General features: G+C 34.7%; 33 protein-coding genes, 1 pseudogene and 1 other annotated feature (1 of these 35 only partly in view). Of the genes and pseudogenes, 13 read left to right on the top strand and 21 right to left on the bottom strand.

Annotation, left to right across the window (positions count from 1 at the left end):
• Positions 1-169, bottom strand: a binding site (T-box leader) (it extends 83 nt beyond the left edge of the window).
• A gap of 177 nt (positions 170-346) precedes the next feature.
• The 3 genes from OU989_RS09975 to OU989_RS09965 form a co-directional block, all read right to left on the bottom strand.
• The gene (locus tag OU989_RS09975) at positions 347-613 is read right to left on the bottom strand and encodes a DUF4190 domain-containing protein (protein ID WP_274796988.1); all 267 of its coding nucleotides are present in this window, start codon (positions 611-613) and stop codon (positions 347-349) included.
• 302 nt (positions 614-915) lie between these two features.
• Positions 916-1,416, bottom strand: a complete 501-nt coding sequence (locus OU989_RS09970) for a hypothetical protein (protein WP_274796987.1) — start codon at positions 1,414-1,416, stop codon at positions 916-918.
• A 244-nt stretch (positions 1,417-1,660) separates the two neighbouring features.
• The gene (locus OU989_RS09965) at positions 1,661-2,074 is read right to left on the bottom strand and encodes a YjdF family protein (RefSeq protein WP_274796986.1); all 414 of its coding nucleotides are present in this window, start codon (positions 2,072-2,074) and stop codon (positions 1,661-1,663) included.
• A 402-nt stretch (positions 2,075-2,476) separates the two neighbouring features.
• On the opposite strand from OU989_RS09965, the gene OU989_RS09960 reads away from it, so the two are divergent.
• A complete protein-coding gene (locus tag OU989_RS09960; RefSeq protein WP_312507282.1) occupies positions 2,477-2,962 on the top strand; it encodes a CBO0543 family protein in 486 nt (161 codons plus the stop codon).
• A 21-nt stretch (positions 2,963-2,983) separates the two neighbouring features.
• On the top strand, positions 2,984-3,529 hold the full coding sequence (locus tag OU989_RS09955) for a CBO0543 family protein (protein ID WP_274796984.1): 546 nt from the start codon (positions 2,984-2,986) through the stop codon (positions 3,527-3,529).
• Between the two features lie 123 nt (positions 3,530-3,652).
• Here OU989_RS09955 and OU989_RS23710 read toward each other — a convergent pair whose 3' ends face one another.
• Both OU989_RS23710 and OU989_RS23705 read right to left on the bottom strand, forming a co-directional pair.
• Entirely contained in the window at positions 3,653-4,009 is a 357-nt protein-coding gene (locus OU989_RS23710; RefSeq protein ID WP_396631774.1) for a methyl-accepting chemotaxis protein, read from the bottom strand.
• 60 nt (positions 4,010-4,069) lie between these two features.
• Positions 4,070-4,378 (bottom strand): annotated as a pseudogene (locus OU989_RS23705) (PAS domain-containing protein); the annotation flags it as partial.
• A gap of 655 nt (positions 4,379-5,033) precedes the next feature.
• Here OU989_RS23705 and OU989_RS09945 point away from each other — a divergent pair.
• Genes OU989_RS09945 through OU989_RS09935 form a run of 3 tightly spaced genes read left to right on the top strand, consistent with a single transcriptional unit; the run spans position 5,034 to position 6,308 of the window.
• Positions 5,034-5,375, top strand: coding sequence for a DMT family transporter (locus tag OU989_RS09945; RefSeq protein WP_274796983.1), 342 nt, complete (start codon positions 5,034-5,036; stop codon positions 5,373-5,375).
• Positions 5,376-5,378: 3 nt separating this feature from the next.
• A complete protein-coding gene (locus OU989_RS09940) occupies positions 5,379-5,693 on the top strand; it encodes a DMT family transporter (RefSeq protein WP_274796982.1) in 315 nt (104 codons plus the stop codon).
• 30 nt (positions 5,694-5,723) lie between these two features.
• Entirely contained in the window at positions 5,724-6,308 is a 585-nt protein-coding gene (locus tag OU989_RS09935) for a TetR/AcrR family transcriptional regulator (RefSeq protein WP_274796981.1), read from the top strand.
• A gap of 591 nt (positions 6,309-6,899) precedes the next feature.
• Here OU989_RS09935 and OU989_RS09930 read toward each other — a convergent pair.
• From OU989_RS09930 to OU989_RS09880, 11 genes are all read right to left on the bottom strand, one after another.
• Positions 6,900-7,508 (bottom strand): YpjP family protein, encoded by a 609-nt coding sequence (locus OU989_RS09930; protein ID WP_274796979.1) that lies wholly within the window; start codon positions 7,506-7,508, stop codon positions 6,900-6,902.
• 438 nt (positions 7,509-7,946) lie between these two features.
• Positions 7,947-8,723 (bottom strand): basic amino acid ABC transporter substrate-binding protein, encoded by a 777-nt coding sequence (locus OU989_RS09925; RefSeq protein ID WP_274796977.1) that lies wholly within the window; start codon positions 8,721-8,723, stop codon positions 7,947-7,949.
• Between the two features lie 238 nt (positions 8,724-8,961).
• A complete protein-coding gene (locus OU989_RS09920) occupies positions 8,962-9,480 on the bottom strand; it encodes a hypothetical protein (protein ID WP_274796976.1) in 519 nt (172 codons plus the stop codon).
• A complete protein-coding gene (locus OU989_RS09915) occupies positions 9,477-9,956 on the bottom strand; it encodes an RNA polymerase sigma factor (protein ID WP_274797313.1) in 480 nt (159 codons plus the stop codon). Before OU989_RS09915 ends, OU989_RS09920 begins: the two co-directional genes overlap by 4 nt.
• A gap of 136 nt (positions 9,957-10,092) precedes the next feature.
• Complete coding sequence (locus OU989_RS09910) at positions 10,093-10,893, bottom strand: nucleotidyl transferase AbiEii/AbiGii toxin family protein (RefSeq protein ID WP_274796975.1); 801 nt, start codon at positions 10,891-10,893, stop codon at positions 10,093-10,095.
• Positions 10,894-11,424: 531 nt separating this feature from the next.
• Positions 11,425-11,916, bottom strand: a complete 492-nt coding sequence (locus tag OU989_RS09905; protein ID WP_274796974.1) for an immunity 22 family protein — start codon at positions 11,914-11,916, stop codon at positions 11,425-11,427.
• Positions 11,917-11,920: 4 nt separating this feature from the next.
• On the bottom strand, positions 11,921-12,481 hold the full coding sequence (locus tag OU989_RS09900; RefSeq protein ID WP_274796973.1) for a hypothetical protein: 561 nt from the start codon (positions 12,479-12,481) through the stop codon (positions 11,921-11,923).
• Between the two features lie 62 nt (positions 12,482-12,543).
• Positions 12,544-13,332: a class I SAM-dependent methyltransferase gene (locus tag OU989_RS09895; protein WP_274796972.1), complete on the bottom strand. Its 789-nt coding sequence runs from the start codon at positions 13,330-13,332 to the stop codon at positions 12,544-12,546.
• On the bottom strand, positions 13,320-13,751 hold the full coding sequence (locus OU989_RS09890) for a BrxA/BrxB family bacilliredoxin (RefSeq protein ID WP_274796971.1): 432 nt from the start codon (positions 13,749-13,751) through the stop codon (positions 13,320-13,322). The genes OU989_RS09895 and OU989_RS09890 overlap by 13 nt, the downstream gene beginning before the upstream one ends.
• Positions 13,752-13,851: 100 nt before the next feature.
• The gene (locus OU989_RS09885; protein ID WP_274796970.1) at positions 13,852-14,283 is read right to left on the bottom strand and encodes a hypothetical protein; all 432 of its coding nucleotides are present in this window, start codon (positions 14,281-14,283) and stop codon (positions 13,852-13,854) included.
• A gap of 35 nt (positions 14,284-14,318) precedes the next feature.
• Entirely contained in the window at positions 14,319-14,552 is a 234-nt protein-coding gene (locus OU989_RS09880) for a DUF3953 domain-containing protein (protein WP_274796969.1), read from the bottom strand.
• 238 nt (positions 14,553-14,790) lie between these two features.
• Here OU989_RS09880 and OU989_RS09875 point away from each other — a divergent pair, with 238 nt between their 5' ends.
• Together OU989_RS09875 and OU989_RS09870 are read left to right on the top strand one after the other, a co-directional pair.
• A complete protein-coding gene (locus OU989_RS09875) occupies positions 14,791-15,156 on the top strand; it encodes a hypothetical protein (RefSeq protein ID WP_274796968.1) in 366 nt (121 codons plus the stop codon).
• A 114-nt stretch (positions 15,157-15,270) separates the two neighbouring features.
• A complete protein-coding gene (locus OU989_RS09870) occupies positions 15,271-15,741 on the top strand; it encodes a hypothetical protein (protein WP_274796967.1) in 471 nt (156 codons plus the stop codon).
• Positions 15,742-15,806: 65 nt separating this feature from the next.
• Here OU989_RS09870 and OU989_RS09865 read toward each other — a convergent pair whose 3' ends face one another.
• The 4 genes from OU989_RS09865 to OU989_RS09850 all read right to left on the bottom strand — a co-directional run bounded on the left by OU989_RS09865 (position 15,807) and on the right by OU989_RS09850 (position 17,562).
• Positions 15,807-16,367 carry a DUF4256 domain-containing protein gene (locus OU989_RS09865; protein ID WP_274796966.1) on the bottom strand — a complete coding sequence of 187 codons (561 nt, stop codon included), beginning with the start codon at positions 16,365-16,367 and terminating at the stop codon, positions 15,807-15,809.
• A gap of 16 nt (positions 16,368-16,383) precedes the next feature.
• Positions 16,384-16,674, bottom strand: a complete 291-nt coding sequence (locus tag OU989_RS09860; RefSeq protein ID WP_274796965.1) for an RNA polymerase alpha subunit C-terminal domain-containing protein — start codon at positions 16,672-16,674, stop codon at positions 16,384-16,386.
• A 125-nt stretch (positions 16,675-16,799) separates the two neighbouring features.
• Positions 16,800-17,210, bottom strand: coding sequence for a hypothetical protein (locus OU989_RS09855; RefSeq protein WP_274796964.1), 411 nt, complete (start codon positions 17,208-17,210; stop codon positions 16,800-16,802).
• Between the two features lie 16 nt (positions 17,211-17,226).
• Positions 17,227-17,562: a hypothetical protein gene (locus OU989_RS09850; protein WP_274796963.1), complete on the bottom strand. Its 336-nt coding sequence runs from the start codon at positions 17,560-17,562 to the stop codon at positions 17,227-17,229.
• A gap of 201 nt (positions 17,563-17,763) precedes the next feature.
• Here OU989_RS09850 and OU989_RS09845 point away from each other — a divergent pair, with 201 nt between their 5' ends.
• Positions 17,764-17,913: a YjcZ family sporulation protein gene (locus tag OU989_RS09845; protein WP_274796962.1), complete on the top strand. Its 150-nt coding sequence runs from the start codon at positions 17,764-17,766 to the stop codon at positions 17,911-17,913.
• Between the two features lie 445 nt (positions 17,914-18,358).
• On the opposite strand, the gene OU989_RS09840 is transcribed toward OU989_RS09845, so the two are convergent.
• A complete protein-coding gene (locus tag OU989_RS09840; protein WP_274796961.1) occupies positions 18,359-19,231 on the bottom strand; it encodes a gluzincin family metallopeptidase in 873 nt (290 codons plus the stop codon).
• A gap of 199 nt (positions 19,232-19,430) precedes the next feature.
• Here OU989_RS09840 and OU989_RS09835 point away from each other — a divergent pair, with 199 nt between their 5' ends.
• From OU989_RS09835 to OU989_RS09815, 5 genes are all read left to right on the top strand, one after another.
• A complete protein-coding gene (locus OU989_RS09835; RefSeq protein ID WP_274796960.1) occupies positions 19,431-19,874 on the top strand; it encodes an NlpC/P60 family protein in 444 nt (147 codons plus the stop codon).
• Positions 19,875-20,179: 305 nt separating this feature from the next.
• The gene (locus OU989_RS09830; RefSeq protein ID WP_274796959.1) at positions 20,180-20,464 is read left to right on the top strand and encodes a hypothetical protein; all 285 of its coding nucleotides are present in this window, start codon (positions 20,180-20,182) and stop codon (positions 20,462-20,464) included.
• A gap of 70 nt (positions 20,465-20,534) precedes the next feature.
• Positions 20,535-21,005 carry a DinB family protein gene (locus OU989_RS09825; RefSeq protein WP_274797312.1) on the top strand — a complete coding sequence of 157 codons (471 nt, stop codon included), beginning with the start codon at positions 20,535-20,537 and terminating at the stop codon, positions 21,003-21,005.
• Positions 21,006-21,202: 197 nt separating this feature from the next.
• Entirely contained in the window at positions 21,203-21,799 is a 597-nt protein-coding gene (locus tag OU989_RS09820) for a TetR/AcrR family transcriptional regulator (RefSeq protein WP_274796958.1), read from the top strand.
• A gap of 22 nt (positions 21,800-21,821) precedes the next feature.
• Positions 21,822-22,478 (top strand): CPBP family intramembrane glutamic endopeptidase, encoded by a 657-nt coding sequence (locus tag OU989_RS09815; RefSeq protein WP_274796957.1) that lies wholly within the window; start codon positions 21,822-21,824, stop codon positions 22,476-22,478.
• The last annotated feature ends 31 nt before the right edge of the window (positions 22,479-22,509 follow it).

Genomic DNA, 22,509 nt, shown 5'->3' with positions numbered 1-22,509 from the left:
GATACTCTCGCACATGATTACGGGTGCTCACCGGCGTAGCCTACTAAGAATAATCTTTTCGGTACACAGCTCCAAGATGAATTCTCAATCGTTTTACATGCACCTCTCATCAACCGGTAACTTTCTGTTCGTAAAAATAATTGATACTATTTCTTTTCATTGCCTTTGTTCTATACAAATATTTTTGAATTGTTTTTCATTTTACAGCAAAAAATTATATTGTCAATATAATTTTTAAAATTTCTTCATAACCTGCTTAAATTACCTATAACATTTTACTATAGTACAACTTACCACTTAAAATTTCTTTTAAGCATACTCTTTTGTTTAATAAGAGCCTTAAATACTATCCTACACTTCTTACAGAATAGAAAACGAGAATACTAAGTACTGCAAAGAGTTGAATGAAAATTCCCACCACGCTACAAATTAAACCGGAAATAGCTAATCCACTACCACTTTGGTTATTTTGTACAATTTCTTTTGTCGCTTTTCTAGCCACTAAAACACCTATACAACCCAAAAACAAACCGATAAATGGTATTAAGATTGAAAGAATACCAAGAGTTAAAGAAATTACCGAATTACTATTTGTTTGAGCATTTCTAACCATTTAGATTTCCCCCTTTACAACCTTATATTACCACAATATACCATGCAAACTATTCCAGTAAAATTCCCCTTTAGTTTAAGTGAAAATCCTCACAATTTCTTTGCTCCAATAATGATTTTCTTTAAATGTGTTACTCACTGAAAAAGGCACATTGGACTTGGTATTCCGATCTGCATAATTCTCCCCTAAACGATTATTAAGAAAGGATATTTGTTCATTGTTGCCTCTGCGAGAATGAAGTAAAAAATAAAAAGCCATTCAAAATAAATGGCTTAATCATTTCAGCACGATACCCATTAGTACTATTGTTGTTCTCCACGAAGGAAACCATCAATCTTTTTCCGCACTATTGCGGGAGGAATTAGTTGAATATGGTCACCTTTATCATCACATGTAAAAATTCCTTTGAAAACTTCCGGCATGGCATCGTACTGTTTTTTTAATTGTTCATTAAATTTTTTGAAGCAGTCATATGGATAGTTTTCCAGCAAGTAAGGCATCAGAAAAGATGATCGTAAAATTTCATATTCCTGATAATTATATGGAGTACTTTCGGCACGCTTTTTTAAGATTTCCAACATCTTATTCATTAATATGGCAACTTCTTCTTCGCTTGCAAAGGCAGCATATCCTCTAATGGCCGTAAGTCGCATATCCAAATATCGCTCTTTTTTATACACTTTTAGAAAAAAGTCCTTTCCGTTCTCAGGCAAGTCAAATACGAATTGCTTTAATAATGCGTTTCGTTTGGCAATATCCTTTGTATGAAAGTATGTTTCCATTGTTGTATTTCTTTCATCCATATATCTCACTTCCATTCCTAAGCTAAAAGGCTACATCTTGTTTTTCAAATAGACTAAGCTTAATAGTTACTGTGTTTCTGATACCTCATGGCTTTACGATATTTAGTTTGTGAAGAGTTAATCTTTTAAAATTAATTTTAACATAAATATCCAACAAACAAATTACCACAAGGAAAAATTTGAAAGAGAAAGTTTAATAATAATCTAAAAAACTGACAACCAATGTTGCCAGTAAAAAAAGATGTTACCTACCCTTATGTTTATTTTTAGCCTTTTGAACCTTGATATTCCTAATATACTCTTTACGTTCTTCTTTCAGTCGTTTGCTGGTAACAGATTTTTCTTTTTTTCTGAGTTCAAATTCTGCTTTAAGAGCTTCTTCAGCCTTAGTTGAAATACTAGGTTTTTTAAGTTCTTTAGCAACTTTTCTTTGAAGTCTTTTTGGATTGATTTTTTTTACTGTATCTTGTTTGATCGGTATTCCACCATGTTTATCATTATTGATAAAATCAAACAAGTTTTTATTTACAAAATCTAAGACTTCGTGGTCCTTAGGTTCATTGCCGAAAACATACCTATATGCTTTGTATTTGTTTTCAGAAATGTTTTCTATTAGCCCTATATAAAATTGGCCATCATAATAAATGGTTAGTTTCATAGTAGGTCCCCCCTCATAATTTAAACTTGAATGATGGACATCCCGAGGAGGGGAAGGCTACTGACATCGTCATTTTGATGCATCCGGACTACCAACCGAATCGTGTTTTTTCATTCAATTATATATTATAAATAATTTAGTATTTTTTGTAATAAAAAATAAATATTTTGATTATAACTTGGCTTAAATTAGATAAAAAAGGAACTCTCATAAGATAAAGATCTAAACGGGGAACAAAACACCCTATTTTGGGTTCATTGAAATTACTTTTTATAGTTTAAATTTTAATGAATTAATCATACTTCAGTTTAAAGACTAAATGTTATGGCATAGTTCAGCACTATAAGTATATATTTGAGATATTGTCAAAAGATATTATTATGAAGTAGCACAAGACAGATTGTGATAGAAGGTGTTTATTCGGTGCTGATTGGAACAGTCTCTTTTTTTATATGTTGGCTTGCATTTTTATTTTTTTCTAATAAAAAGAAGTTCCCACTATATGTGTTCACATGCTACGTTGGTATTATTTTATCATTAATTGCGAATTTGATGATGTTTGTTTACCCTTTATGGGAATATCCAGGAACAAAGATCGAACAATTTTTTATTAATCTTCTAAATGGTTTTGGGATATACTTTGTGGTTATCTATTTTTTTCTACAGTCATTACCTAAAGAGGAAAATTTTTTATCTATTACACGACATATATTTTATTGGTCTATATTTGTCATTTTAATTGAACTGCTTTATTTGACGACAGGCTTTATTGAATATGGCTTATGGTGGAACTTAGGATTCTCCTATGTCACTGATTGTATTTTATTTATTATGTTCTACATCCATCATAAATGGGCATCAAATTATTTAACAGTAAAGAGAGATTAATTCCGAATCAGGAGGATCGTGATGCACCCCACTTGGCAAGAGGTTCAAGAATTCACACAACAATTTAGAAATATAAAAACAGAGTATTGGTTAAGTGAAAACGTTTTTACCTTGAGTTGGTGGATTCTTTCAGTTACATCTTTATGTTTATTAATCGTATGGATCATTATTTTAGATAAAAAAAGAATAATGGAGATTATCACATATGGATTTTTTGTAGGAACTATAGCAATATTGGCAGACATAGCAGGTTTTTGGTTAGGATTATGGCAATATCCAATTACAATAACACCTTTACATTTACCTATCGAAATCCACAGACTACAAATGCCTATAATTTATATGTTGTTTTACCAGTATTTTAAAACGTGGAAAGCTTTTACAATTGCAGCGATGGTAAATGCCTTTGTATTCTCTTTTTTATTGGAACCATTATTGGTGTGGTTACAAATATATGAACCCTATCATTGGAAATACACCTATTCATTTATAGCCTATTTTGTCATAGCTATTGTAATGAAATGGTTAATCAATAAATTTAAGCATTTGGACCAAAATTATCAGTAGTTAAGTTGTACATTAATTTACAAAAAAAACATCTTGCGCTTGAATATAGGGAAGATAAAAATTAAGAAAATAACAAATACCAAGTATTTTAGCCTTGGTATTTGTTTACTACTTCTAGACTTTTTAAAATTCATTCATAATTTTATTAATCCTTAGTTGAGTGCTTTCAACTAACTTTTGTAAGTTTTCCGTGATATCACTAACCTTTGTTACTTCATCAGTAATGTGCCCTACATAAGAGCTAACATCTTTGATAGCCTCATCTGAATTATTGGCTAATTTACGGACCTCATCGGCAACCACTGCAAATCCTTTCCCATGCTCCCCAGCACGTGCTGCTTCAATGGCTGCATTTAATGCTAATAAATTTGTTTGAGAAGCGATATACCTTATCTTTTTAGATACTTCACTTATTAATTTAGTTTCTTCTTTTAGAGAATTAAGTGCTTGAATGTTTTCATTAGATTTAGAAACAACCAAATTTCCTAATTCTGTAGATATATCATTTAATTGAGCTATAACATCCCTTGTTTTATTTTCACGTTCTGTAATATCTGTGGCAATCTTCAAAACATGACCTACATTTCCCTTGTCATTTAGAATTGGTATATAGGTAGCTTCAAGCCATAATAAATTCCCCCTTTTACCGACTCTCTGCATTTTTTGCTGGAACTTGATTCCTCTGCGAAGGTTATCCCATAATAAAACGTATTCTTTACTGTTTCTAAATTCTTGCGTACATAATTGTTTATGTTCCATATCTTTCATTTCATTCACTTCATATCCTAAAGTGCTAGAAAAGTTTTTATTAACCCAAATTATTTCGCCTTGTAAATTAAACTCTATCATTGCTAAATTTAATTCAAGTGCAGATATAACTGCTTTTTCATTCAAAACTTGTGTAGTTGCTATAAAAGTAGTGCTCAAACATTTAACCTCCATTACTTATGAACCAATTTTCTAAATTGAATTGATTATACCTTTTTTAATTCTTTTTTTCTATAAATTTCTTTATTTCGTTCAATTTGAGCACAATACTAATATTTTTATGTGTTTGTTAACATGTGCATTTGAATAACATAAAAAAGTCCAGGTACTCACTTACTTCTGAAACCTTATCAAAATCGGAACCTATATATGATACAAATTCTTAAAGTACCTGATGCAGTTTTTTCTAAGTAATGAACTTTGTAGCACATTCTAGGTTTTAACCACATATGTCTCTTTCTATATAGTTACTATTTGTTAGCGATTTACGAAAGTATCTTTTCCTCTTAATGAAGATATGAAGGTATGATTTCAGCATACCGGCCAGATCCTAAAATATAGGGGTTGTATCTTTAAGTTTCTTATTATAAAATCTAACTAACGTTAGGTAATAATTGCGCTATTTGAAGGAAGGACTTTAATGAAGGTGTTAAAGTCATATTTTTCCCACAAAAAATCTAACGAATGTTAGTTAATTTAATGTAACTAAATTAATTTTGAAGAAGGAGAGATTTTAATGGCTTGGTTTTATCTGATTCTTGGAGGTATCTTTGAAGTCGGCTGGGCACTTGGATTAAAGTACTCTGATGGCTTTACGAATATAAGTGTTCTAATTCCTACATTGTTGTTACTGGTGTTAAGTTTTTGGTGTTTTTCGAAAACATTAGTGGTTCTTCCTGTATCAACTGCCTATGCGGTCTTTACAGGACTAGGGGCCTTTGGAACAGCTATAGTAGGTATGACTTTGTTAGGTGATCCAGTGAGCTTTACAAAAGTTGTTTTAGTATTAATATTAATCAGCTGCATTATCGGTTTGAAAATAGTATCCAATGAAACAGAAACAGAAAGTGATGATTAAAATATGGGATGGCTTTTTATAGTAATGGCAGGCATATTTGAAGTTGGAGGCATTATTAGCCTTAAATTAACTGAAGGATTTACAAAACTTAAACCGACAATATTGTTGATCATGTGCATGGGATTGAGCTTTTTCTTTCTTTCACTATCATTAAAAGAAATTCCTATTAGTATTGGCTATGGGCTGTGGACAGGTATTGGGGCAGCCGGTAGTGTGTTACTTGGTATGTTAATCTTTAATGAGCCGAAAAGTATAAAAAAATTAATGTTGGTTGGTGGTATTATAATTAGTATCGTAGGCCTTAAGCTTGTGTCCTAATTTGTATATACTTCTAAATGAGGTGAGGAAATGAAAAAAGGAGAAGAAACGAAACAAAACATTCTAGAACATGGATTAAGATTATTTTCCTCAAAAGGTTATGAGGAAACTTCTCTTAAAGATATCGCATCTAAAGTCAACATTAAGACACCTTCCATTTATGCTTATTTTTCAAGTAAAGATGAACTCTTTGAAAAAATAGTAGAATTTGTGATTGATGACTATGTAAAATTTATTGATGATCAAGCATCTACTATAGGTTCACTTTCCATTAAAGATCAGTTATATAAGTTGTTAGGAGAATTAAATGAATACTACTATATGAATGACAGAGGGGTTTTTCTTAAACGGTATGGGGTTTTTCCACCAGAAAGATTTAAAGAAATTATCACTCAAAAAAACAGTATGGTTGAAAATAAAATTAGAAAATTACTTTATATGATTTTAGATGTTAAATCAGACGATCATCAGTTTATCGAAAAAGAAAACATTGCAACATCTTTTATTTGTCTCCTAGATGGAATGTTGTTCTATCTCATGAATTATTCATTTGAAGAATATGAAAGAAGACTAACATCTACTTGGAAAGTATTCTGGAAAGGAATATTGAAATAGATGTCCACTGCTTCTGGGTGACAGAGTATAATAAGATTCGCTACATAAAATTCTTATTTATTGTATAAACTATGATATCCGTCCAGAGAAGATGTTTCTTAGATTAGGGAGAAGGATTTACCTTCCCCTATCTTTACTTAAAGTTCAACTAACGAGAAAGTCTACTGCATAACCACCTGTATCTAATTTCTTTCCAATAGCATTTGCTAATACAATTTCCTTTGTTCACAGTCCAGTCCATTTCATTCATCCTTTCTGAACAATATCTTTTCAACCAACCACTTTCCTCTACCTAATACTCCTCCAGCTCTTGGCTTTATTTGTTCAGCCATTCAAGATCCAGCACAATCAAAGCCAGCTTACCTTACTTGTATTAAACCTTGATTCCAAAGCGTAATAAACGTTTCTTTTGGTGTTGTGTAATATCAAATTTAACGATTTCATGAACCTCCCCAATGAATAATATGAATCTACTATCTACTTTCCTTACTATTTAATCGTCACCTCTGCCCTCGGTGCTCCGAATAAAACCTGCTATAAGCGTTTTCGCACAAAAAAACACTCGCCATGTAAACGAGTGTTTCAAGTCTTTTATGACAACCACTTAGGTGGCGTGTTTTTTTCCCAATAGATATCGCCCAGGTTGTAGTGTGCCATGAAGTTGTCCTCTGCACTGTGGTAATGGAAGTTGTAATAGTACCCTTCCTGTGGTCTTTTTTCTGTACGCACATGGAAGCGAATTAGATCTGTTCCAGTTTCATTATTGATAACATTGAAAATTTTCTCACCATAATGACCACTTGGCTTTTCAGAGATAGTTAATGAAGCTAGGGATTGCTCGTCCAAAGTAGCAACTGTCATCGCAATGGCTTCCTCCATTTTTGGGAAGATGATGTTGTCGAATTCATGACTAATTTTTGGACCAATTTTTGTGCCAAACTTTATGTACGATTGCTCTCTAGCTGCATCCATGAGTAAGGCATTATAGTCAATCTCTTCCTCTTGTATCTGTAGCTGCTCGTCACTGCTATCCTCACGTTCAGCAGCTAGGGCTGTGCTTGTCCCAGCAGCAGGGCCAATGGATGCACGGTTCGAAGGATTTTGATCGAGTGCATCCCAAATCTCATGGGTAGGCGTGATTAAACCAAATGTTAAAAACGCAACCATGATGACTATACTTTTTTTAACCCACGTTTTCATTTTATCACCTACGCTTTATGTACAAATTGGTAATTCTCCTATTATTATATACGTTCTGGCCATTAAAAGGTTTCATATTTCTATAATTCATTGTACAATATTTATGAATAATGTGTCGTTTTTTTAAAGGAGGTACAAAGCATGGACATCGTAATGGGTATTGGACTTTTATTAATGTTAGGTTATTTATCATCTTTATGCTTTACGGACTAATTTAGTCAATTTGCATCATTCAAATGTAACATGACGCGTTCAAGGCTTTGCTATTATTTTTAAGTTCATACTATGGTGAAAAGCGGCATGTGTACAGGAATGTTTGAGTAAGAATGATTGGAGCTAATACAGTGGCTCCAATCTTTTTTTGGTTTTATATCAAAATAAACCGTAGACAATCACCTATCGTGAGCTTCTACGGTTTGTTTATGCTAGCCTTTACTATTAAAAATCTGAACCCGTAATTTCCTTCAGCTTCCCGTTTTCTTTAATCTTTTTAAGGCCTTCGTTTAATTTATCTAAAAGCTCTTTATTCCCCTTTTGAACCATAAAGCCATAATATTCTTTTTCAAAGGAATCATCTTTAATTACTTTTAGCTTGTCATTTGGATGTGCTTTGATATATTCGTAAACGACTGAATTATCACCAATTGCTGCATCTACGTTGCCATTCAGCATCTCCTGTATAGCGATTGGTTGATTTTCAAATGCAAAAATATTTGGACTTGATTCACCCTGTAATTTTTTAGCAGCCATATGACCAGTAGCATTAATTTGGACGGAAATCTTTTTATCTTTTAATTCATCCAACGATTTAATTTTTGAATCTTCTTTCACGACGATTAATAATTGAGATTCATAATACGGCTCTGTAAAATCAAATGTTTCTTTACGCTCGTCCGTAATGGTAATTCCTGCACCACCGATATCCGTCTCACCATTTTTAATTGTTTGGAATACTGGCTCCCAACCAATACTTTCCCACTTCACGTCAAAATCCATTTCATCCGCGATAGCTTGTAGAACATCCACATCAATTCCTACAATATTTCCTTTATCGTCGAGTGAGACAATAGGAGCAAATGTAGCTTCTGTTCCTACCTTATACACTTTTTTACCTTCTCCATCTCCTGACGATGAATTTTCTTTTGCACCACAGCCCGCTAAAACGAGTGTGAAGGCTGCCGCAATTGTGAGTACCACCATTAACTTTCTTTTCATAGCCCATCCCCCTATTCTATTTTTCCATAATGCGTATTATTTTTCGCAATTCGGAAATATAAGACTATTAGGTAAATTATAAAGACATCATTCTCATTAGACAATACTTTTTTTGTATAAACATAATATTTTCTTTATATTAATTCATATTTTTAGTATATAAAGGATTTATTGGTAAGGTACTCATGGTATAGCCTATCCCTATACATAATAAAAAGAATCCCTCTAAAGGGATTCTTCATCGTATCGGTTGTTCAAAATTCCAATTTGTATAAATGACAGCTGCCTGAACTGGTTGTGAGGAAGTATTTTCTGTAAAGCCACTTATTAAATTACCTACTCTAAAGGTAGGCTCAAATAATTGTTCTTCCTTAGGTGGTGCTGTTGGACCATCGATTCCAATTCTAGTTTCATCTGTCACGACGACTTCCATTCCATTATCTAGTGTAAAGCTCAGCCCATCCTCTCCAACTGCTGTAATGATTCCTTCGATATTTACTAATGCTTTTGCTGCAGGTGCAGAATGATCCGCTACAATTCTTTCCGTTAAATCAATTGTTGTATCATTGTTTGTATGAACCATAGCAACTACTGCAATCACTGCACAGGCAACTAAACTTGCCACACTTATTCTTACTTTTTTCATAAAGGCCCTCTTTTCTTTCTTTTCATATGCCAACATCTCTTTCTGCATCTTATCCTTAAATTCCTCCGAAGCATGAATCTGCTTCATCACATTCTTATAAGCATTCATCATACTTTACTCCCCTCTTCTAATATCGTTTTCAGCTTCATTCGTGCCCTTCGTAGCTTGGAGCCTACTGTGTTGACATTTATCTCTAATAAATTGGCAATTTCTGCAGTTGTGTAGCCTTCATAATAATGTAAATAAACAATGGCTCTCTCTTTAGGATGAAGCTCAAAAATTTCAGCAAGAACGATTTGCTCCTCTTTTGCGATAAAGGACATGTCTTCGGTAATTGGAACCGTTTTCTTCACACGAGAAGATTTAAAATAATCCTTGCATTTATTGAATGTCACTTTTATAAGCCAAGCCTTTAAATGCGATTCATTAGCGAAAGGCTTTTTCTGTTTCATCAGTGTCATATAAACCTCTTGTACAATATCCTCCGCCTCAGACATACTTTTTGTCTGTTGCACAGCAATTCGTATAAGCATGTCACTATAGGTTTGAACAATTTCTTGAACACACAAGCCAGCAAACGTTATCATATTTTTCACTTAACCTCCTTCATGTCATAATACGATTCAACTTCATTTATTCGTGCAACAGATCATTTAAATAAAAAAAGAGACAAAAATATGTAAAACCCCGTGAACAATATGAGGTTCACGGGGTTGTCTATCGTTATTGCCAAGCCTGATTGTCAAACTGCCACTCTTTAAAAAATTCATCCTCATCTAAAATGACTTCATATACAGGATTAAAAAAGTGTTTCAGAACGCCTGATATTTCAAGCGTAGGATTTAATTCGATGGTAAAGTGATGACGATCAAATAATTCCTCAATATACTCCTGTAAAGCACGCCCTTCAATGTTTTGCGTTTGGATCAGTGAAAGAACATCTTCTATGGCCTTTGCAGTCTTCTCTAACGCTGGATATTGATATATTTCTATAAATTTTTGTGCAAGCACAAACTCCGTTGGATATGTATAAAGTACCGCAGCCTTACAATCTAGCAAGCTTGGGAAAATAATTGTTTTCGGCATCACTCGCGCGCTTTCATTAAAGGTAATTTTTACTTCTATGTATGTGGTCATCTGAGCCAATGCTACTGGTATTGTTATGTGAATACTATTATCCGTTAATATAGACTCTATCTTTTCTGCAAACCATTCAATCCCATCCTCAACTGTCATCAAACAAATTTCCTTCAATGCCTGATTGACAATGTCATGCTGATGGATGCTTTTTCTAGCTGTTAGTGTAAGTACGTTTGAATGCTTTACCAGCCCATCTGTTAATGCAAATAATAATGTATCTCCATCTAGATAAAATTGATCGTCATAGGATGATCCAGCTAGGCGATATAGTAGCCGTTCTTGACAATAAAGTGAAACGAGCTTCTGCAAATTTTCTTGCCGTGATTCAGCTAAATTTATTAATTGAGCTGCTACATTTGTTGAAAGAGTATTGATATTTTCCATAGACATCCCTCACATTTTTGATTTTTCAGATTTCTTATTCGGAATTTAGATTTTTACTAAAATTCATACTTTTATTATTACTTATTTTCTGAATGGAGTAAACGGTAATGTATACCAATATAGTATGTATAAAAAAATAGCCTGTCGTTAAAAAGCACGACAGGCTATACAATTAGACAAGGGGCAGCCTCGCTTGTGCGAAACCACCCCTTTAGTATTTATAGGTAACATTTTCGTAAATTGTAAAAGTCTCAACCCAATCATCTGGGGAATATTATCTTGAAACAGTATTCGTTTCATTACCGCGGTAAAATTCCACTGTGAGCTTTCTAACTTAAGCAACGCAAACCCTACCATCTTTTGCGTCCTTGCAGCCCCAAAGCATGCGCCAGTGTGAATAAGTATCTACAAAAACAAAAAGCAGAATGCCAGATTACGGAAATATGCCACCTAAAATAGCACGTGTATTATTATAACATCTAATTTCATAAAAGTAAATACGTAATTGACGAAAAACTTTTAATGGTAATATTAAATTTCCCGCATTTTGATAGAACCAATAAAATCCAAGTGAAATGCTTCATAATGCATATGTTGAATCTGTCCTTCATACTTCACATCATATAATAAAACCACTGTATTATAGGCATTGGGTAACTCCTTCCCTATTTTTTCTATTAATTGATGTTTAAACTGCTGAGCATAGGAGAATTCATCACGTATAAGTTGCCCTAGTTGATTAGAAGAAACCTCATCAAATAATGCCTCACAGAAATCCTCATCGAATGTTAAACCAAAATCATATTCAAATTGATTATAGAACTCATCATATAGCGCCTTAAAAGCCTCTTCACAGGGACGGTGCTCATTTTTTGCTAAAAAAAGCTGCTTAAGCTTTTGTGAAAATGATTCGTCCGTTTCCTCTTCACCTTGATAAACTGTATTAAGATAGGTAGCTAGCTGTTCTTCATTAGTAAAATTACCTGCCCAAATGGATACATAGCCTTCGTTTTCATAATTCATGGTCTCATTCCTTTCTTGAATAAATCAAGGCACCGCCTGAGCCCATGATTAGTAAATGTTTGCCGGATGGAGAGAAGCCACATTTAATTACACCATCCAATCGCTGTACATCAATAGCTGTTGCATTTTTTAAATATTCATAATGTGTCGTATAAAGATGATCAAGCACTACCGTAGCACGTGGCCACCAAGGATAAATGACCTCCACATGCCAGCCATCTGTTGTCATATGGATCCCATCTCCTGCTTCAAAGCCAAAAATAGGAATCGGTTGCTTAGATATTGGCAGCTGAAACGTTAAACGGTCATCACTTATGCTGTCGTCTGTACGATCTGCATCTCGTTCTCTAGTAAGGCGACGACCTGTTATAGGCTCTGTGACACTATAGCCTGATCCACTAATGAGTACGATGTTTTCATCAGGATCCCACCCACAAGCCAGGACACCATTCGCTAGGACGATGGTTTCATGTATCCAGGGACTTGGAGGTTTCGTGCCTTTCAAAGCCTGTGCTTTTGCCAGCAAATCTAATTCAAATGGGGTTCTTATTTCATTTTTAGCCATATTATTCCAGCCTCTTTTCTCTAACGATATAATAAATAGAGGCCTGTCTCAACAACAAGCCTCTATACGTTTAAAACACCATAATGAAATTTAGCGGTGATCCGTTCATATTGCTGAAAACCATAGATCGCAAACCATTCCGAACGAAAATGCGCCTTTAACACGACACGCTTTTTCGCCACACGCTTGGCTTCATGGACCCATTCATCTGTTAATGTGACATGTTCTCCTGCTTGCCGTAGTGCTTGGAAATTATTAGCCTCTTCAATAACCTCTTCAAACATCGGGTCCATATAGACTACGTCAAACGCATTGTCTGGTAAGGTTTTTAAATAATGAATAGCCTCTGACTGAATGACCTCAATTTGTCGCATGCAGGCAGTTAATGGTAACTCAGCCGTATCATAGGCTTGCATCCCTTGTCTAACAATAAACGCTACATTTGGATTCGCCTCTAGTCCCACTACACGACCTGCTTCCCCCACTGTATAAGCTGCTAGCATGGCATCCGCCGCTAGCCCTAGCGTACAATCCAACACCGAATCACCCTGTTGGAGCTGTGCCGCTTCCAAAAAAGGCTCTGTCTCACCACGTGCAACGCGCTTTAAACGAAAGGCCGCAGAATTGGGATGAAAGAAAAATGGCTCCTGTGCCCCATAGGCATAATAGTCATAACGATTTTTCCCCGCCACCATCACATGGGCCTGCAATGCCTGTGACATCTTGTGAATAGATCGCTTCTTTCTTGGCTCAAATGTAGCGCCTAATTCTTGACATGCAAAAGCAGCGAGCGCCATCGATACCTCGTCTGGTCTGCCCGCTGTCGTCACTATCGTTTTTAGTTCTCGCATGTTTGCTCTAACACGCCAGTTAAATGAGAAACAATTTGCTCCACAGGGAAGCCTTCAATTTGTTCACGTGGAATAAAGTAAGCCAATTGCCCATCCTTTAAAATCGCCATAGAAGGTGAGCTTGGTGGCACATCTTCAAAATAAGCACGCATTGCCGCAGTTGCTTCTGGGTCTTGCCCTGCAAACACCGTCACTAAATTGTCTGGCTTCACCGCTGCAATGGCCTCACGCGCTGCCGGACGAGCAAGTCCTGCTGCACAACCGCATACTGAGTTAATCACCACTAACGAAGTCCCCTTCGTCTCTGCCATAAATTCATTCACCGCATCAGCAGTCGTTAGCTCCGTAAATCCAGACTCCACAAGCTCCTCACGCATCGGCTTTACTACCTGCTTCATATATTCATCATAAGCGTTCATGCTTTTACCCTCTTTCCTATGTATTCGCAAAGCTATTATAGCAAGGTTTTGTGTGAATGTACAAAAACATGCTTTTTGGCTAAAAAGCACTTGAAATCTATCATATCCCTAATACAGAAATGAACTTCGTTGTTGAACTTTTTTCCTCGATCCACGTTTGAAATTCTGTCATCATCGAGATAAGTTGTTTGATATTGATATCATAGTTATCTCTAAACTCTTTCTCAGAATAGACATATAGAAAGCCGATTGTATCTTTTAATGATTGAGGGGTGGGATTACTTTGTAGGACCTGTTTCATTTTATCCAGTTCCTTATTAATTTGGCCCCAAATCTCAATCTCTATTTCATTGAAAGCAAAGTAATCAAACTTCTTGTAGCACTTCTCAATTGCAGGCAATATGTAGCCAAAGTTGTCTTCGGTAAAGAAAATAGAAGAAGTATTCCAGCATTCGCCTATGTATATATCAGGTAAAATCTCTATATAACACGAACCTTCAAGTACACTTAAATCATAAATTATTTCAATCACTCAACCTGCCCCTTTCCATCGGACTCAAATAGTAACTACATCCATAAAAAGCTTTGAATAGACGCATACATTGAAAATAAAAACACCCCGGTGAGGAAGCATCCATAAACCTTTTTCCCTCTCTGGAATTCTTGTATGCCTGAAGTTAACATGTATAAGCCTAGGAAAAAGAACATTAGACAATTCAGTTGGAAATCTCGTGCGATGAGTCCGTAAGCTGCGAGAGAAATGCCGATGATGGAAAAAACAATTTGTAATATTTTTAGCATAACTTTCCACCCCCTCTTTTCTTAACATACACAAAAAACATAAACGGAAATAATTTAAATTACCTTTATTTGTTACTATATTTTCTGACAGGTTTTATTTTATTTAAATAATTAAGAACGATTCTCAAAACGTTATTCTACTCCTACTCCCACAATAGTTAAAGGAAAATATTAACGATTAAAATTTTTCTGAAAAAATGATATTATCAAAAGGATTTTTGATTAATGGGGGATTTTGATGAACATCGATTTTGAAGAGCAATTATGTGAGATTTTTTCAGCATTACAACTAATTGAAGGAGTTAAATCAGTAGAGTGTATTATTACTATTTTAAAAGATCGAGTCATTTTCCCTGAAATAACCACCTTAATAGTCAACTCCAAATTCGAATTGGTTTATGTATTTGATGAGCAAAAAGTGGTGTTCAAGACGTTAAAAGAAGTAGCGATTGATTCAACGTATATAAAAGAAATCAATCTTATTAATGAACATATTCATGCAATTGAAACCATCTTGAATGAGTTAATTAATACCGAAGTAATTGCAAACTATTCTCTACACCTTCTGTCTTTAAAGTATAAAGAGAAAATTCCGAATAGTTGATATTAGGAAGTGGTGAACTGTTAGCAAATGCCGATTTTCAATTGGAGATCGGCTTTTTTAAAAAGTAAGCACAGGGCATTCGTAAAGAACTTTTAAAGATGGAGGCAAATGATATTGAAAAAGTTTCGAGGGAAAAAGCGTTATTTCCGTCACTTATGGCGAGAAACATCAGCAGAGCAATATGATATAGACTTTGGCAAAGAAGGATGGTTTGATTTGTGGCACATCCATCTTGATTTATTTGGGCTTGGGAATCAAAGTGTGAAGGTTCGAAGAGAACATATTAAAGCACAAATTGCCTTATATCAAAGTTTGTTAGATAAGCTCGGAACACTTGAGAAACCATATCAATCATGGATTGAGTTAGTTGATGAAGATGCTGGCTTGGATTCAATTTATATTCATACGCCTAATCCTAATGAGGATAATTTTCCACTGAAAATACCCAATATAAACTGGAACTGTCTTATTCCAAAAGACTTCGAGGATTTACTAAACTTGAACGAATTTTATATAGGACACTACAAGTGTGAATCAAATAACAACTATATCATCCAATCTAAAAATAATAGGGTTCAATTATAGAATTTGTTACTTAATAACAAAAGGGAAACCCTCACAAATTAGGTTTCCCTACCTTACTATGAACGTCAAACTCTTAAGGAGCCACGGAAACCTCTTGCGGCATAGTAGGATTCTGCTCCATTATGATACATGAAAATCGTGTCATAGCGGCGGTCACAGAAAATGGCACCACCGAGTTTTCTGATGTTTTCTGGTGTTTGTACCCAGCTTGATGTTTTCAAATCGAATTTCCCAAGCTGTTGTAACTCGCGATATTGCTCTTCCGTTAACAGTTCAATGCCCATGTCCTTCGCCATGTCCATTGCAGTATTTTCTGGTTTGTGATTTTTTCTCGCTTCCCATGCTTCTCTGTCGTAGCATACACTTCTTCGACCTTTAGGACTTTCTGCTGAACAATCATAGAAAATATATTCGTCTGTCTTTGCATCATAGCCAACAACATCTGGTTCACCACCAGTTGCTTCCATTTCATGAAGTGACCACAATTTTTCTAGATTTGCGTCAAGTTTAGCTTGTACACTTGCCCAATCAATGCCTTCATGGCGTTCAATATTTTTCTCAAAACGAGCTTTTAATGTTTTGATGAGTTCCTCTTGTTGTTCATGTGTCAATTCCTTATTGGTCATCGTTGTCTCCCCTAACTTATTTAAATGATAGTCCTTCTTCCTCTAATGAAGATCTTAATATCGGTAATGAGGCTGGTCCAATACCATGGATGTTTAGTATTTCTTTTTCTGTATAGAGCGATAGTTTTTGTAACGTGTCAATGCCTTCGTGAACTAAAGCATTTCTTGCAGGTGAACTAAGTTTTGAAAGGAAGCCGCTACTTGGTTTATTTTCTTTATCACAAGTAGGGCAGCTTGGACAATCCGTGCTTTTAAAAAACGTATGTCCCTTTTCACAAACCCTTCGCTTTTTTTCTACCAACCTCATCCCTCCAAACTTGTGTTTTGTTTATTTTAACATATTTCTCCTATTGGATTGTAGAAGGACTTAGGCATATTAAATAAAAAATTGCTTTTTGCTTCGTAAGGCTCCTTAAACCTATAATTGTTCTTTTACTTCCATTCATAATATTTCATAATAGCCTGTATAGTGAGCACCAAACTCATTATTGTTGCCAATATGAGGTAGATTGCTTCACGGTCATTGAGCATTAATCCATAGCTCATTAAGAGGCTAAAGCCACTTCCAAAAGTATTGAAAGCCAATAGTGACCCCCACAAGACAATCTTCAATCGTCTATATCCGCTTCGTCCCAAGAAATACCTTATGTACAAGAAACAAACACCACCTAGTCCAAACAAGAACAGGAAAGCTGTAGGTGAAGATGAAGTTACAGTCATTGGTTCTTCGTATGGCATATCGACAAATAAAATATTGCCAAAATGGATCATGTTTAACACTAATAGACAAATCAGCACATAAAAAAAGAATATTCCTTCACCTATTGCCAATAATCCTTTCATTAGTGGATCTCCCCTCTTAGTCTAATAACCTCACATCCTTTTTATGGACTAAATAACTGCAAAAAGGACAACAGTGATCTTTCTTAATAAAAATCGCCTGATACATATCTGACCACTGAATCGTGTCTTCACAGCGATCGCATTCTACATAAAAATCAGGTAGTAAGCCCTTATCTAAAAGAATATCCCATTGGATGTTTGTTAATTGTTCTGGCCCATTTTTAATAACGTATATGAAGATTTCCAATGCTTCCCCATCATAAACTCGGTTTGACTTCACCAATTCTTTTAAATAAGAAATACATTCTGTTGGTTCATTACTTATTCTTTGTTTTAGCTTGTCACGCAGCATTTTCCTCCCGCTTTCTTTTTCATTCTTTAACGACACACCACTCTAATTATGTAAAAAATAAAAAATTAAGTAAAATAAATCACATCAATTTATTTCTAAAATTGCTTCATCACTAAAATTTTTTAATAAGCATCGGGTCTAATAACATTTCTCCTTTCAGCAACCTTACATATGATAGGTTGTAGAAAGGAGGGATTTTCAATGGGATACGGTGGAAATGTAGGTAACTACAATAACAACAGCTGCTATTATGGCGGCGACTCTGGCGGCGGATATTACGGCTCAACATTCGTTTTAATCGTAGTATTATTCATTCTTTTAATTATTGTCGGCGCTTCTTTCATGTATTAATTCATCCCTAATAGCACCTAAAATCCCCTTTTACACGATCAATAGTCGTGTTAGGTTATGCTAGCCAATTCATAAGGGTCACTTTACCAGCCTAGTGACCCTTTTCCTATTCAAACATGCATGCGATAATTGAATGGAGGATTTACTTTGTATAATCTACAGCATGGTCAATGGAGTTGATCCCCATTTGTTTATCTACATCATGAGAGTAATACAAGGATTACTTGGAATCGTTTTGATAATGATTGGGACTATGTTAATTGTTATTACTGTTGACGATTCGCTATTTCTCCAAAAAATATATAGTTACTGATCATTGGTGGTCTGTGCATTTTACTTGGCGTTCATTTCGTACATAAACAATTTCATCCGAATTCATACAAAAGTAAACCCAGGTCCTCAAAATAAAGAGCACTTGGGTTTACTTGAATGCTATAGAAAAATATTAGTCCTTCGCAAAATATGTTGGATCTATTTGAAGAAGAATTGTATTCATATCATAAAATCCCCATTTTAATTTTTCCTCATATGTGAATCCTTGTTGATTTTGAATAAATGCTAACCAGTCCTTTTCTAACTCACTACTATTCTTTCCGTAAACTTCCTCTAATTTTTTTGCTAGTTCTTTCTTGTCGTAGATCTGTTCAAACTTTTCGAGTCCGTATGTATCAATTAAATAGATAACAAATGAAGCCGCATGCGTATAGCTCACCTCCATAAGGACTTGATTCTCTTTTACATTTGAAAGTTTAGGGCGAAAATAAACATCATCTTGATTTGGATCAATTAACCTACTAATGGGTATTAACTTATCTGACTCCATATATTGCTTCATGTATTTATCAAAATATAATTTATTTTTTCCATATTGATACTCCATATAACTTGCAAAACCCTCTTGCGTAAAATAGCCGTTATCTGTGTCAAAATTGTTGCCATAGCCAAGTAAAGAATGGGTCATTTCATGGACAAGTGGGTATAGATCTTCTTTCACACCAGCTAATTCGATTTTCGATGCTAAACCCCATGATTGACCGTCTTCCTTAAGCCATACGCTTATGTGCTCGGATGGCGTGTAGGAAGTATGAATGGAATCCTTTATATGGTCATATGCCGTCACAATTTCATCCTTTATAGCCTCTACTTTTTCCTGTGGAACACCAACCTTATTCTTAATCTCAAAGGTTATTTTTCCATCGTTTGTCACTACAATATTATCATCTTTCTCTTCTTGAATTGGTTCCTTAGAAATCGTTTCCTCTGTACAAGCGGTTAATAACAATAGACTTAGCAGGAAGGAGCCTCTTAATTTAAACATATGTACCTCCAGAAAAAGTATTTTTAGTATATACGAGGATAAAAATCCAGGAGTTTCATTTTTGGTAATATTCCTGTAATTTATTTATTCGTCATTGCCCTTTCTAGGTATACCACAAAATATTTTGTAATATTTGGAAGGTTATAAAGCCACTTTTGTTGAATATAGTACCTTAACGACATGTTAAAGGAGTAATTAAATGGAGAAAAATTATGAAGAGTATATTAATAATGCAATTGATTGGGCTAAAAGTCATTTGAACTCTGAAGAATATTGTTTCATTTGTTTAGCTTTTGTAGAGGATGCTTTAGAAAGAAGTAATAACATTGAAATTTTTGGTGGAGATACGGCAAAAGAATCTGCAGTTTTATATGAAGCAAGTATGCAAACAGGAATACCTCCGAAAGGAACCTTTGTTTTTTACGATTGCTTTGGTGTAATTAAAGATGAGCGAAAAAATTGGGGTCATGTAGGATTATCTGTTGGCAATGGCGAGATCATTCATGCTTGGGATAAGGTAAGGATTGATCATTTCCTTGAAGTAGAAAAGTTATCGACCGCACCAGGTTGGGATAAACCAAAGTTCATTGGGTGGGTACCACTGGCACGCATTATGGAAGGGTTCCAAAGCAAAGTTTATTAAAAAGTAAATTAATATTATATAGCCTTACCATTTCACATGTAAGGGCATGTTTTGATCATTCTTCAACAAAACATGTCCTTTTCATTTCTAGAAATTTTTCGAAGCAAGGAGGAATTTTAGCTTTTTAAAGACGATGGTCTACAAAACCGAGTAATCTTATCATATAAATAGTAGTGTTAAGCGAAATACGTTTAACATGATACCTCCCGATTTGTTACTAAGGGGCACTTTTGCGAGTGCCCCTATTGAATATGTCATCCCTAGCTATTACTATAGGTTGTATTCGAAATTACAGGAGTAAATCTATGCTAGAAAATTTATTTGATTTTTTATCAGGTGCCTATAGTGGTCAGTCCGCTTTACATACAAGAAAAATCGATCGAAATATAGAAAGGCTGCAACAGTATGAATGGTTTCACAATATATACCATCAAGATCAGTATCGCAGCTTATTTTTTGCGAATTATCATGTGAGAAACTACCTTCAAAGCAATGTTCGTGTGAATAGAATGCTGAAGAAAAAGCAGGCTCAAGAAAGGTTTATCCTTTTTTTAAATAAACATTTGGATAAACGTTTCCGCAGTAATTAGAGAAAACTTCCAATCGAACATAAATTCTTATATACTTTAATTACTACTAGCGAATGGAGGTTGATGAATGATGAACGCCATAGATCTGATCATATTAAATTTCAATGAAGTACGAAGACGTAGTATAAAGCTTTGGAGGTCTATCCCCCAAGAAAAATTACATTGGAGGCCAGATGATGAAGCCATGTCGTGCATCGAGATGGTTAGACATGTTCTAGAAAGTGAACATTATTACCACCTAGCAATCCTTAATAAAGGCAGTATAGGCGAATTTGATTCACCCTTTGAAAAACAGCCCTACACTACTGTAGAAGCAGAATTATTATTTGCAGAGCCTTTTAGAAATGAATTTATTAACACGGTTCAAGCTTTTTCGAATGAAGATTTATCAAACATACAAATTGATCGCTCAGACGTTGGATACATAAGAGATTTGGGTGATATGTTGCTTAGAATTGCCTATCATGAGTCAGTCCATACTGGGCAATTACTAGATTATTTACGTACTGCAAAAGTTCCTATAACAACGATTTGGGATTAACATTTTAAGGTGTTGCACTTAGGTGACACACCTTTTTTCTTATCTTCATTTGTTCAAACTCTTAAAAACCTGGATGATCATTGCCCTAGTTATATTTCCCCCACCAGAACATTTCCAACAAACAGTACATTTGACAATATTTCCATTTTATTTTATTTTTATATTGACTGGTTAATCAATCAAAAGGAGCTGTCATAATGCCAAGAACTGAAGCTCAAAATATAGAATTACGGGAGCTGAGACGGGAAGAAATACTACAGGCTGCATTAAACGTCTTTTCAAGAAGAGGAATGGTCGCAACTAAGATTAGTGATATAGCTAAAGAGGCCAATTTAAGTCATGGACTAGTGTACCATTATTTTCAATCAAAAGAAGAAATCTTTACACTTTTAGTTAAAAGAGCTGCTGAAAGCTCTGGGCAAATTATTGAAAAAGCGCATTTACAAGAAGGAACTGCACTCGAAAAACTGAAATGGATGACGGAGCAGATTTTATATAGTTTATCAGAGGGACAACAAATTTTATTATTCTTAATAATGATTCAAGCAAGTACGTCTGATGCTGTACCCGAAGAAGTAAAAAGATTTTTATCCTCGGAGGAATTCAAGTCCCCTGTTCACGGTCTCATCCCTTTAATTTCTGAGGGGCAACAATGCAATGAAATTGTTCAAGAAGATCCACTTAAATTGGCAATTAGCTACTATTCATTTATTCAAGGTTTTGCGATTAATAAACTACAATGGACACAATGTCCAGTTCCAGAAGCTGAAATAATTATGAAAATTTTTAAATAATCTTTTGGAAGAGAGGTTTTGTATGAAAAAAATTAGTCAAGATACGAAATTTTGGTTATTTTTCATATCACCATTTTTCATTATATTACTAGGGTTCTTGACTGCTACATTTTTTTATCAATTTATTGAGGGCTGGGCTTGGATTCCACTAGCGCTTGTTTATTGGAGCTTGTTAGGATTTTGCATTTACTATTTTAAAGGTAACAGAAAACTAGGAGATTGGTTTCAAAAGTCAAAAAAGGCTCCTTTTTGGATAACCTTCACAACGCTGATTGGCCTTTTTCCATTAACAATCTTAATTATGAACTACCATTTGTTTCACTCTGTTTGGTTAATACTCTCTTGGCTTTTATTCGCCATCATCAATCCTTGGCTTGAAGAATACTACTGGCGAGGCGTTTTATTTGATAGTTTATTAACAAAATTTCCAGCATGGTTCGCTATTTTATATACAACTATCCTTTTTGTCATAAGTCATCCATTGATGTGGGGAGTCTTTTCTTATGCTAGTCAATCCTATCATTTGTATATCTATCTATCAGTAACAGGTATCGTGTGGGCCATTACGTATTTAAAGACAAAAAGTTTACGTTCTATTATCTTATCCCACTGTATCGTCGATATAGGGAATTTGACTGTATTAACATTCTTAAATATCTACATACCACCTACAATGTAATGACACAATCATGAAAGATGGTGTGCTTTCA

Source organism: Lysinibacillus irui (genome assembly GCF_028877475.1).
Classification (GTDB): domain Bacteria; phylum Bacillota; class Bacilli; order Bacillales_A; family Planococcaceae; genus Lysinibacillus; species Lysinibacillus irui.
Note: the sequence above shows the minus strand (reverse complement) of the source record. Positions and strands in the feature narration are given on the sequence as shown.